Here is a 12,406-nt window from a genome sequence, read left to right on the forward strand (position 1 = left end):
GCAAATAGCGGGATAAATTTCTTGGTTAAATAAAGCAAAACTATCAGGAGTGAATAGTTACTTTTGATGGGCTACACGAATCGGGTTCTTACTGCCTGGTTGAGCGGAATTAAAGAAGGATAGGAAGATGAGAGGAGGTAAGCATAGGGATACTGAATAAGGGTTCGGTGTATTCGTTTTTCAATGAATAAGGAATTTCCTGTGCTAATAAATGATGAAGCGAGCAAGAATTATTTATAATCCTACTTCTGGGCGCGAGCTATTTAAGAAGAGCTTACCAGAAGTATTACAAAAATTAGAACAAGCTGGATATGAAGCGTCTTGTCATGCGACAACTGGTCCTGGAGATGCGACTGTGGCAGCGAGGCAAGCTGCGGATCGTAAGTTTGATGTTGTTATCGCAGCTGGTGGTGATGGTACGTTAAATGAAGTAGTGAACGGTTTAGTAGGACATGAGCATCGTCCAAAGTTTGGAATTATTCCAGTTGGAACGACAAATGATTTTGCGCGTGCGATCGGTGTACCTCGTGTTATTGAAGAGGCTGCGGATATTATTTGTGAAGGAACAACGGTACCTTTAGATCTTGGTAGAGCAAATGATACATATTTCATTAATATCGCTGGTGGCGGCCGTATTACAGAATTAACATATGAAGTACCAAGCAAGCTAAAAACGGTATTAGGCCAACTTGCTTACTATTTAAAAGGAATCGAAATGTTACCATCATTACATCCAACATATGTTGAAATTGAGTATGATGGGAAGTTGCTACAAGAAGAAATTACGATGTTTTTAATTACGAATACTCGTTCAGTTGGTGGATTCGAAAAAGTAGCACCATATGCATCTATTAACGATGGATTATTTGATTTATTAGTACTGAAAAAAGGTTCTATCGCTGATTTAATTAAAGCAGCAACACAAGCGCAGCGTGGGGAACATATTAACAATCCGAAAGTACTATATACACAAGCGAATCGTATTAAAGTGCATTCACCTGATAAATTAATGATCAACTTAGATGGTGAATATGGCGGAGATGCACCAATGGAATTTGAAAATATATATCATTGTCTGGAACTATTTGTTCCTGAACATCAAGAGGATGCCCTGTAAAGGCATCTTTTTTTTGCTTTCACCTCACTATTTGCGAGTAATAAGATTCCCCCACTGATTAAAGTTTCTCTATGTGCAGATGAATTGTAAATTGTAAGTTAGTTTGATTTTTATGGTATTTTTACAATCCGTTTATTTTATATCCATATTTTATTGATACACTGGAAGAGATAAGAAATGAGAGGTAGGATGCTATGGAGAAGGTAAAAGCAATATTATTTGATAAAGACGGGACATTAATGGATTTTCATTCAATTTGGATAAAAGTAGCTGAAGAGCTTGTCGCTGAATGTATAAAATTATATCAACTCCCACAGTCAATGCAGCAGGCTTTATTAAAAGAGATTGGCGTAGATGGAGCATTTGTTCATCCGCGTAGTGCGCTCGCTGCTGGAACGAGTCTTGATGTGGCCAAGGGGCTTTGTAAGTATATTGCATCATCTAGAGAAGAAGAGATGCATCAATGGGTGAGTGAAAAGTTGTTTGCTCTTATGTACGAGCATCGTTCACATATGAGAATGACGGCAGATTTACCGAAAGTTTTACAAGCGTTAAAGGATAGAGGGTTTATTCTAGGTGTCGTTACAGCTGATGATTTCGCGCCGACAGAATTATTTTTAAAGCAATATCAATTGGAAGATTTTTTTGATTGTGTTATAGCTTCAGATACATTTCCAGCACAGAAGCCAGATAAAAAAATTGTAGAATCGTTTTGTGAGAGATTTAATTTAGAGACATGTGAAGTAGCAGTCGTCGGGGATACACCGACGGATTTATATTTAGCGAAAAATGGTGGCGACTGTTATGCGATTGGCGTACTATCTGGTACGGGTGATCGTCAAACGCTAGAACCACTTGCAGATTTAGTATTACAATCTGTTGAAGATTTAATTTCTCGTTCAGGTGAGTTTATTTGGGAACAAGGAAAGTCTAATGTATAAATGAATAAGTCTATAAGGACTCTATATGAGTCTTTATAGACTTATTTTTTTATGCCGAGATAGTAAGAGAATGGGATGAATACTAGAAAGAGGGAGTTGGCATACATCTTGCAATATAAAGAGAAAACATTGTATAGAAAAGGATGGGGTACACAATGAACACAAAAAAATTTGCTAAAGTAAATGAACAAATTCCAGGACCGAAAGCAGCGTCTTTATTAGAACGCCGCCAAAATATAGTACCAAAAGGAGTAAGTAATGGTATTCCAACATTTGTACAGTCTGCAAATGGTGCACTCGTAACAGATGTGGATGGAAATCAGTACATTGATTTCGCAGGAGCAATTGGGACAATTAATGTAGGACACTGTCATCCAGCTGTTAAAGAAGCGCTTCATAAACAAGTAGATCAATATATTCATACTGGATTTAATGTGATGATGTATGAGCCATATATTGAATTGGCAGAAAAGCTGGCCGCATTAGCGCCAGGTAATTTCGATAAACAAGTGCTGTTTTTAAATAGTGGGGCAGAAGCGGTTGAAAATGCAGTGAAGATTGCTCGTAAATATACGAAGAGACCTGGAATTATCGCATTTTCTAAAGGATTTCATGGGCGTACATTAATGACAATGACGATGACAAGTAAAGTAAAACCATATAAATTTGGATTTGGCCCATTTGCTCCAGAAGTATATAAAGCGCCATTCCCATATGAATACCGTCGCCCAGAAGGTTTAACAGAAGAGCAGTATGATGACTTTATCATTGAAGAGTTCAAGAACTTCTTCATATCAGAAGTAGCACCAGAAACAATTGCAGCAGTTGTAATGGAACCTGTTCAAGGGGAAGGCGGATTTATCGTTCCAAGTAAGAAATTCGTTCAAGAAGTACGCAGCATTTGTTCAGAGCACGGTATTTTATTTGTAGCTGATGAAATTCAAACAGGCTTTAGTCGTACCGGAAAATACTTTGCAATTGATCATTATGATGTCGTTCCAGACTTAATTACGGTATCTAAATCATTAGGTGCTGGTGTACCGATAAGTGGTGTCATTGGACGTAAAGAAATTATGAATGAGTCTGCACCGGGAGAACTGGGCGGAACATATGCAGGAAGCCCACTAGGATGTGCGGCTGCATTAGCTGTGCTTGATGTAATAGAAAAAGAGAAATTAAATGATAGAGCGATAGAAGTAGGGAAAGTCGTAATGAACCGATTCCAAGAGATGAAAAACAAATATAATTGCATCGGTGATGTGCGCGGCTTAGGGGCAATGTGTGCATTCGAGCTCGTTCAAGATCGCAAGACGAAAGCGCCTGATAAAACACTAGCGTCTAATTTATGTGCAGAGGCAAATAAGCATGGATTACTTCTACTATCAGCAGGAACATATGGAAATGTTATTCGTGTTTTAATGCCATTAGTGATTACAGATGAGCAACTTGAGGAAGGTTTAACAATAATTGAAGAATCATTGCAAGCTTGTTATGAGCAAGCAAATATCGCTCGTGTTTAAAGAATTGGGATAACTTAAAAAAGGGCATAAAGCTTTTCTTTTTAGGCGGAAGAGAGCATCTGTTCATACATAGAATCGATCAGCCCCTTTTCCTGCCCCATGCCAAGCTAAAACAAAGTGAGGGTGTGGTTGCGATGGTATTCTGTATTTTTCAAGGCAGCGAATTATGTGTAGAAAAATATAAATAGATTTGTATAAATAACAAATTGAAAACATTCTAGCTTACTCTATATAAAATGCAGAAAATTCACTTTATAATAAAGGTAGTGAAGTGAATCGATGGATTTAAAGTAAGGGGTGGCTAGGATGGTTGCAGAAAAGGAACGAGTGTTGATGGATTTACAAGATGTATTTGAATATGCATTTGACGAAATTTTTGTTACGGATGATAAGGGAATCGTTGTACGTGTAAATAGCATGTGTGAAAGACATTACCAGCTCTCTGCTAAGGAATTAGTAGGAAAGCATGTAAAAGAACTACAAAAAGAAGGGATTTTTTATCCGTCTGCAACGTTAGAAGTAATTGAAAAGAAAAGGCCAGTTGAACTTGTTCAAACAACGAAATCAGGAGAGTATTTGCATGTTCGTACAAGGCCTGTTTTTGATGATGAGGGAAATTTAAGAAGGGTGATTAGTTATTCTCGTGATCTTACAGAACTCTATCAATTACGTCAAAAGGTAGAGGAAATGGATAATCAGTTAAAAACATATAAAAAAGAATTAAGAGAAACATATGAACACGAAGGACTTATTTTTAAAAGTATCGCTATGCAAAAAATAATCGAAACAATAAAAAAAGTATCTGTAGTAGATAGTACTGTTCTCGTATTAGGTGAGACTGGAGTGGGGAAAAGCCGATTAGTACGCCATTTGCATGAAGTGAGTCACCGGAAGAATGAAAGTTTCTATGAAATTAATTGTGCGGCATTGCCGACGAATTTAATCGAATCTGAGCTTTTTGGATATTCAGGTGGGTCTTTTACAGGTGCAAATCGTGAAGGGAAAAAGGGGCTATTAGAATCAGCGCATAAAGGAACTCTTTTCTTAGATGAAATTGGTGAAATGCCGCTTGAAATTCAAGCGAAGCTTTTGCAAGTATTGCAAGAAAAAACGTTTCGTCCTATAGGCGGAAGAGAATTAAAAAAGGTGGACGTTAGAATTGTAGCGGCAACAAATAGAGATTTAAGTACGATGGTGAAACAAGGAACATTCCGGAAAGATTTATACTATCGTCTGAATGTCATTCCAATTTCAATTCCGCCACTTCGGGAGAGAACAGAAGACATTTTGCCGCTCATCTATCATTATTTACAGCATTTTAATAAAAAGTACGGACGTGATGTGAAGTTAGCACCTAGTACGTTACAAATGTTTGTAGGGTACCCTTGGGAAGGAAATAATAGAGAGATTGAAAATGTAATTGAACGAATTGTTATCACTGCAGATGATTTTGTAATGGTAGAAGATTTGCCACTATCTATGCAAGAGGCCACAGTTGAACAATCCGGACAAAGTCTTTATAGAATGCTGGAAGAGGTAGAGAGAAATATTATTCTTAAAGCATATAAAACGTATGGATCAAGTTATAAAGTGGCTGAGTTTTTACAAATAAGTCAATCTGCTGCTACTAGGAAGATTAAGAAGTTTATAGAGGAGGAAGAAAACATTGGATAAAAAAGCGACGTTCGTAAACTTAGAGAAAAAAGCGATGTATATAAATGGTGAGTGGATTACACTGCAAGAACAAATCGAAGTGAATAATCCAGCGACAAAGGGAGTATTTGCAACTGTACCAAAGGGCGGGATTACAGAGGCAAAGCAAGCAGTTGATGCTGCACATGAGGCTTTTAAATTATGGTCAAAATTAACGGCAGCGGATCGCGCAGTAAAGTTAAAAAAATGGTTCACGCTCATTGATGAAAATAAAGAAGAAATTGCAGCAATCATGACGAGAGAGCAAGGGAAGCCGTTTGCAGAAGCACTTGGTGAAGTGAATTATGCAAATAGTTTTGTTGAATGGTACGCAGAAGAAGGAAAGAGAATATACGGTGAAATGATTCCTGCTTCTCATCCGAATAAGCGTATTTTAGTTATGAAGCAACCAGTTGGGGTTATGGCAGCTATTACGCCTTGGAATTTCCCGGCTGCTATGATTACGAGAAAGGTAGCTCCAGCACTTGCAGCAGGCTGTACGGCAGTTGTGAAACCAGCGAGTCAAACGCCATTAACTGCATTGAAGTTAGTTGAATTAGCACATGAAGCAGATATTCCAAAAGGTGTAATAAATATTGTAACAGGTAGTGCAAAAGCAATTGCTGATACGTGGATGGAAGATGAGCGCGTTCGAAAAGTTTCCTTTACAGGATCAACTGAAATTGGAAAAGAATTAATGGCTAGCGCTGCGCAAACGATGAAAAAGGTTTCGCTTGAATTAGGTGGTCACGCTCCATTTATTGTTATGAATGATGCTGATTTAGATAAGGCGGTAGAAGCGGTAATTGGTTCGAAATTCCGTAACGCAGGACAAACGTGTATATGTACAAACCGCATCTTTGTTCAAGAAGAAGTGTATGAAGAATTTGCAGGGAAGTTCACAACAGCTGTAGAGCAGCTGAAAGTCGGAGATGGATTTGGCGAAGGAACAACTGTAGGTCCACTTATTGATGCGAATGCAGTTTCGAAAGTACAAGAACATATTGAAGATGCAATTCAAAAGGGCGGAGAAGTTTTATACGGTGGCCATAAATTTGCAGAGTTAGATGGTTATTTCATTCAGCCAACAGTAATTGGATTGGCAAATGACACGATGCTTTGTATGAATGAAGAAACATTTGGACCGGTTGCACCAGTTGCTAAATTTAAAACAGTTGAAGAAGTAATCGAACGAGCAAATAATACACCATATGGCTTGGCTGCTTATATTTTCACAAAAGATATTAGTCAAGCATTCCAAATTAGTGAAGCGTTAGAGTACGGAATTATCGGCTTAAACGATGGCCTTCCATCAGTTGCACAAGCACCATTTGGAGGCTTTAAAGAAAGTGGTATCGGCCGTGAAGGAGGCCATTTCGGTATCGAGGAATATTTAGAAATTAAATATATTTCGTTAGGACTATAAGTAGTATACTAGAATCTCTATAAGGTAACAGAGAAGGAGATTCTAGTATGGTATATTGGCTATTATTACTCGTAACAATTATTTTTGAAGTAGCTGGAACGATTGCGATGAAGTTATCGAACGGTTTAACAAAGCTTGTTCCAAGTGTACTTATTTTCGTATTCTATGGAATTTGTTTCAGCGTGTTTGCTATCGTTGTTAAAAAGATTCATTTAAGCATTGCTTATGCAATTTGGTCTGGTGTGGGAACGCTACTTATTACAATCATTAGTGTGTACTTTTTTAAAGAGCATATTAATTTATTCCAAGCATTTTGTATTCTCTTTATTGTTTTAGGAGTAATTGGACTGAAAGTGTCATCAGCATCATAAAAGGCTATCTTCCAGCGTGGAAGATAGCCTTTTATTTTTATTAAAACGCCCAGTTACCTTTACGGAAGATCGGCTCATGTCTTCCATCAGCTGTAATGCCGTCGATATCAAGCTCAGCTGATCCAATCATGAAGTCTTCGTGTGTAATACTAGCGTTTGCGCCATTTTCAGCAAGTTCTTCTTTAGACATTGTTTTTCCGCCAACTAAGTTAAATGCATAAGCATTTCCGATTGCAAGGTGGCAAGATGCATTTTCATCAAATAGCGTATTGTAGAATAAAATATTTGTGTTTGAAATTGGTGAATCATGAGGTACTAAAGCTACTTCGCCTAAGAAGTGAGAACCTTCATCTGTTTCTACTAAATGTTTTAAAGCCTCTTCACCAGATTCAGCTTTATAGTCTACGATACGTCCGTTTTCGAATGTTAATGTAAAGTTATCGATAATATTACCTGCAAATGCTAACGGTTTTGTGCTAGATACTTGGCCGTTCACACCTGTTTTAAGAGGCATTGTAAATACCTCTTCAGTTGGAATGTTAGCCATAAATGCTACGTTCTTTTCATTTAAGCTACCAGCACCAGCCCATACATGTTTCTCTGGAAGTTCGATTGTTAAGTCTGTTCCAGGGCCTGTATAGTGAAGAGCTTTATAATGTTTTTCGTTTAAGTAATCTACTTTTGTATGTAGTGTTTCATCATGTTCTTTCCATGCTTCCACAGGATTTTCTAAATCAGCACGAGTAGCTTTGAAGATAGCATCCCATAGTTTTGTTTCTTGTTCTTCTGGCGCTACGTCAGGGAATACTTTTGCAGCCCATTCTTTCGTAGGAACAGAAATTACGCACCAGCTTACTTTATCTGCTTGTACATAATCACGGTATACTTTCATCGCTTCTCCAGCTACTTTATGAGCTGTTGCAATTTTCTTTGGTTCTACACCTTTTAATAGATCAGGATTCTCTGCATAGATGGACATAAATGCAGCGCCTTCTTTTGCTAATTCTTCACGAGCATTTGCTTTCCAAGAAGGGAATTCAGAGAAAGCTTCTTCAGGAGCTAGATCGAACTTTAAGCGTGTTAACGTCTCATCATTCCAATCAACATATACGTGTTTTGCACCAGATTTATATGCTTTTTCTGTAACTAGGCGTACAAACTGTACAGCCTCAAGAGGTGCACTGATTGATAAAGTTTGTCCGGGTTGAATATTAACACCAACATTGACTGCAAGGGCAGCATATTTCTCTAACGTTTGTTCAAATGACATATGTATAATCTCCTTTAGTTTGAAAGATTTCTTACTATATATAATACAAGAAAATTCTAAAAATATATATAAATATAACGTAAAAAGAGAGCTCAAAATGTATTGAGCTCTAATAGTTATTTAATCGAAGAAGCAAATTGTTCTACAGTCGTTGTATGGTGTATGCGAACACGCTTCATTTTTAACAACTCATCAGGTTCACCCTTCGTAATGAATTGTCCTGGCTTCGTTGTTGTTGCAAATTGATAGTGTTTCTTTGTTTCTGCGACAACTTTATCATCTACATGACCGAAAGGATAAGCAATTGCGATAACAGGCTTACCTGTTATTTTCTCTAGCTTTTCTTTTGATCCTTTTAACTCTTCATCATAGTTTGTAATTTTCGGCAAGTCTGCGTGTGTTGCTGTGTGAGATTGTACAGAAAAAATACCTGAATCAACCATTTCTTTTATTTCAGATGTAGAAAGAGCTCCTTCTACATCAACGTTATCAACAATCATATATTCTGTTGCCGCTGGTTTAAATGTATCGTCTTTTAGTTTTTGTAAAACATGAAATGCATTCATATTATTTTTCATACCGTCATCAAATGTAACGAAAATCGGCTTGTTTACTTTATTTATATCGCCCCAGCGTTCAAACGTTAACAAAGTATAACCATTTTCTTTTAAATACTTCATTTGTGCTTCAAAGTTAGCAGGCGATACGAATAAATCTTTAATACCTTGTCCATGATAATCATCAATTGCGTGATACATAAGAACAGGAACTTTTTGCTCGAAAGTAATAGTAGATTTCGTAAGTGGAATAGTTTTTCCGCCCTCTGTTGTTCCTGTAGCTTCAATTTGATATTCACCGCGTTTTCCTTCAAATTCTTTTATATCAAAGGGAAGTGTAAATTGTTGATTTTTCTCTTTAGAAGAAAAGGATTTAGCACTTTCCTTTCCATCAGCAGTGCGCCAAATTTTATATTGTACTTCGGTTAAAGAATCTTTTATGTCTGTAATATGAATATTTGCGTTTGTAGATTCGTGCGTAATTGGATTATAAGAAATTTTACCTTGTTCTTGCACAGTCTCTTCTTGTTTCTTAACCTCTTGAACCTTTTTTTCTTTTTTAGGCTCTACATTGCTAGTATTACATCCTGCTAGAATGGCAGATGTACATAAAGCAATCGCTGCGTATTTTCTCATAAAATCACCTTCTATTGTGTATTATGTTGCATACTTACATTAAAATCCCCACCGCTATAAGAGAGGTGGGGATATACCCTTGTTCATCATATCATTTTTAGGTGAATGGTAGGTTAGTGACTTTGAATAGAGGTATTCTTGCGTTTCTTATTTGATTTGATAATGATATAACCTACTACAAAAATAAGAGGGATAATGAATACATAGATTGGCATTCCCCATACATAATAGCTTTTCATGCTTAAAACTAGTAAGTGTAAGAAGTCGAAAAGGGCGTGAGCTTTCATAATATCCTCCAATATATTTTTTACAAATTATAACATTTTTAATTTGTAATTTGTATATTTTGGTAAATAATTTAAGTTAATTTTAAAGTAAGAGAAAGGTTTATTAATATGCAATTTTGCATATGTAGAGTAGTTTCTATTAAAATATCAGGATCTTGGACTATAATAAGAAACGCTATAAATGTAAGTAAGAATGATGTACGGAGTGGAGAACAGAAATGAAATATAAAAAACTAGTATATATCCTTTTCATATCGCTATTCATAGTCGGTTGTCAAAGTGAAGTGAGTAAAGCGAATAGTGTGGAGGAGTATATTCCACCGCATCTTATGAATGCGGAAGTGACGGCGGATATTATGACGATTGAGATGGATCGTGATACTCGTAAAAAAGTAGAGGCTATTACTAAAAAAATGAGTGATCATGTGAAAAATGATAAAGAGTGGTATGTAAACTACATATCGGGGCATATAGATAAACAGGTGAAGCCATATCATCCTAATTTTGGTATTACAGAAGAAGAATATAACTTTTTTAGGAACGCCGTTGAGAATAGTAGTTTATCTAATACAAGTGATGGAAAACTGCAATTTAAACAAAAAAGTAACCATGAGATAGAAATTGTTTCAAGCAAAAACTTAGAGCTATTTCGAAATATAGTAATTGATACGGAGAAAAATATAGTAAAAACTTCGTTTGGAGAATGTCAGTATGTTGGAGAAGAAAAAACATCTTTGGAACAAAAGATAACGGGGCCCTGGCATGGCAAGCAATGGATGCTAAAAGAAGAAAATTTAATTTATATATTTTCTTTGGGTAAGCTTGAAGGAGAGGATAAATCCATTATTGATATTTCAGTAAAAGGTATACACGAAGGAAAACTTATTAGTAAAGAGGAAGTAATTGAATTCCGTTCTATTTCATAAGGAATCAAAAAAATCACCTTACTTAAAAGCGTAAGGTGATTTTTTATTAAATAAACAATCCAGCGATTGTTGCAGATAAAATAGAAGCAAGTGTTGATGCAAATAGCATTTTCCAACCAAATTTTGATACGATGCTTCCTTGTTTTTCAGAAAGGGCACGGATTGTACCAACAATCGCACCAATTTGGCTAATACTTGCGAAGCTAATTAAGAATACTGTAACGATTCCAACTGTACGTGGAGCTAATGTTGCAGTAGCGCCTTTTAAATCAAGGATTGCTACAAACTCGTTTAATACAATCTTCGTACCCATAATACCACCAGCTGGGATAATATCTTGAGTTGGAATACCCATTAAGAATGCGAATGGAGAAAGTATATAACCGAAGATTTGTTGTAAAGTAACAGCATATCCCATTGCACCTGAAGCAGCGCTAATTACGTAGTTTACAACTTCCATAACACCAATGAAGGCAATCATTAACGCAGCAACGATACCAGCTACTTTTAAACCATCAAGCGCACCGTTAATCATAGCGCCGATAAGGCTATCTCCGAATAGGTTTCTATCAAATTTTTGAACCACTTCGTCTTCTTTTTTCGTATCAACTGGTGTTAATAATGAACAAACGATTAAGCTTGAGAATAAGTTTAGCGGAAGAGCCGCTAATACATATTTCGCATCTAACATCATAACGTATGATGCTGTTACAGAGGCAGAAACTGAGCTCATTGCAGAACAACAAATGATAAACATACGGTTTTTATTAAAATGTTGTAAATCATTTTTAATAACGATTAATGCTTCACTTGAACCAAAGAATACAGAATTTACTGCGTGGAATGATTCAACGCGTGGTAAACCAGTAATTTTTGAAAGTGCACCGCCGACAATACGAACGATGAATGGTAAAACACCTAAATAACTAAAGATAGAAAGTAGTGCTGAGAAAAATACGATAATTAGTAATACGTTTAAGAAAAAAACAAAATCTCTTTGAATTCCATTAAAGAGAAAATCGACACCTGTCGTACCAAGTTTAATTAGTTTGTTGAAAACTTTACTAATGAAGATGATAATTTGCTGTCCGATCTTTGTGCCAAACATAAACCAACCGATTAAAATTTGGAAACTAATCATAATAGCAATTGCACGGAAGTTGATTTTACTTCTATTGTTTGACAAAGCAAAGCATAAACCTAAAACGACAAGAATACCGATAATGCTCATTACATATTGCATGTAGTTGCCCCTTTCAGAAGTTCGTATAAAGTTTTTACATAAAACGCTCGTTATATTACTAAAAATAAAGTAATGGAAGTTTCATGTCATACGTAAGATGTCTGACCTTTTTGAAAAATAAAAAAAAGACCCCTATGGATTCACTTTCATCTATGAGAGAAAGCTAATCAATAGGAGTCTTTTTTATACATAGGCTAATATTCATTAGTTTTCCCCATAGTCCAGCAATTTAAGGTTGCCGGGTAGAAACTCTCGATCCATATTATCGACTATATATGAGGTAACATCGTCCGTATTAAATTAGTAGTAGCGTAACATTACTAGAGAACTATCGTCAATAGCTTTTTTTCTTCCAATAGAAATAGACCATATAAGTATGATAAAATGTAACGCAGTGTTATGAAAAAGAGAGGTCGGAAA

General features: G+C 36.2%; 10 protein-coding genes and 1 riboswitch. Of the genes, 7 read left to right on the forward strand and 3 right to left on the reverse strand.

Annotated elements, in window-relative coordinates:
• The first annotated feature begins 211 nt into the window (after positions 1-211).
• From QCI77_RS01885 to QCI77_RS01910, 6 genes are all read left to right on the forward strand, one after another.
• On the forward strand, positions 212-1,117 hold the full coding sequence (locus QCI77_RS01885; protein ID WP_002010051.1) for a diacylglycerol kinase: 906 nt from the start codon (positions 212-214) through the stop codon (positions 1,115-1,117).
• Positions 1,118-1,311: 194 nt separating this feature from the next.
• Positions 1,312-2,058, forward strand: coding sequence for an HAD family hydrolase (locus QCI77_RS01890; RefSeq protein WP_353824437.1), 747 nt, complete (start codon positions 1,312-1,314; stop codon positions 2,056-2,058).
• A 155-nt stretch (positions 2,059-2,213) separates the two neighbouring features.
• Positions 2,214-3,578, forward strand: coding sequence for a 4-aminobutyrate--2-oxoglutarate transaminase (gabT, locus tag QCI77_RS01895; protein WP_002124901.1), 1,365 nt, complete (start codon positions 2,214-2,216; stop codon positions 3,576-3,578).
• A 306-nt stretch (positions 3,579-3,884) separates the two neighbouring features.
• Positions 3,885-5,252 carry a sigma-54 interaction domain-containing protein gene (locus tag QCI77_RS01900; RefSeq protein WP_002167042.1) on the forward strand — a complete coding sequence of 456 codons (1,368 nt, stop codon included), beginning with the start codon at positions 3,885-3,887 and terminating at the stop codon, positions 5,250-5,252.
• Positions 5,245-6,696, forward strand: a complete 1,452-nt coding sequence (gabD, locus tag QCI77_RS01905; RefSeq protein ID WP_353824438.1) for an NADP-dependent succinate-semialdehyde dehydrogenase — start codon at positions 5,245-5,247, stop codon at positions 6,694-6,696. The genes QCI77_RS01900 and gabD overlap by 8 nt, the downstream gene beginning before the upstream one ends.
• Positions 6,697-6,743: 47 nt before the next feature.
• Complete coding sequence (locus QCI77_RS01910) at positions 6,744-7,067, forward strand: DMT family transporter (protein WP_000263259.1); 324 nt, start codon at positions 6,744-6,746, stop codon at positions 7,065-7,067.
• A 40-nt stretch (positions 7,068-7,107) separates the two neighbouring features.
• Here the strand turns inward: QCI77_RS01910 and QCI77_RS01915 are convergent, their stop codons facing one another.
• Both QCI77_RS01915 and QCI77_RS01920 read right to left on the reverse strand, forming a co-directional pair.
• The gene (locus QCI77_RS01915; RefSeq protein WP_002029496.1) at positions 7,108-8,337 is read right to left on the reverse strand and encodes an aminopeptidase; all 1,230 of its coding nucleotides are present in this window, start codon (positions 8,335-8,337) and stop codon (positions 7,108-7,110) included.
• A 116-nt stretch (positions 8,338-8,453) separates the two neighbouring features.
• Entirely contained in the window at positions 8,454-9,530 is a 1,077-nt protein-coding gene (locus QCI77_RS01920) for a polysaccharide deacetylase family protein (protein ID WP_353824439.1), read from the reverse strand.
• Positions 9,531-10,035: 505 nt separating this feature from the next.
• On the opposite strand from QCI77_RS01920, the gene QCI77_RS01925 reads away from it, so the two are divergent.
• Positions 10,036-10,743: a hypothetical protein gene (locus QCI77_RS01925; protein ID WP_012260238.1), complete on the forward strand. Its 708-nt coding sequence runs from the start codon at positions 10,036-10,038 to the stop codon at positions 10,741-10,743.
• A gap of 46 nt (positions 10,744-10,789) precedes the next feature.
• Here QCI77_RS01925 and QCI77_RS01930 read toward each other — a convergent pair whose 3' ends face one another.
• Entirely contained in the window at positions 10,790-11,986 is a 1,197-nt protein-coding gene (locus QCI77_RS01930) for a NupC/NupG family nucleoside CNT transporter (RefSeq protein ID WP_002010061.1), read from the reverse strand.
• 197 nt (positions 11,987-12,183) lie between these two features.
• Positions 12,184-12,285, reverse strand: a riboswitch (purine riboswitch).
• Between the last annotated feature and the right edge of the window lie 121 nt (positions 12,286-12,406).

This window comes from Bacillus cereus group sp. MG9 (assembly GCF_040459995.1).
Lineage (GTDB): Bacteria > Bacillota > Bacilli > Bacillales > Bacillaceae_G > Bacillus_A > Bacillus_A mycoides.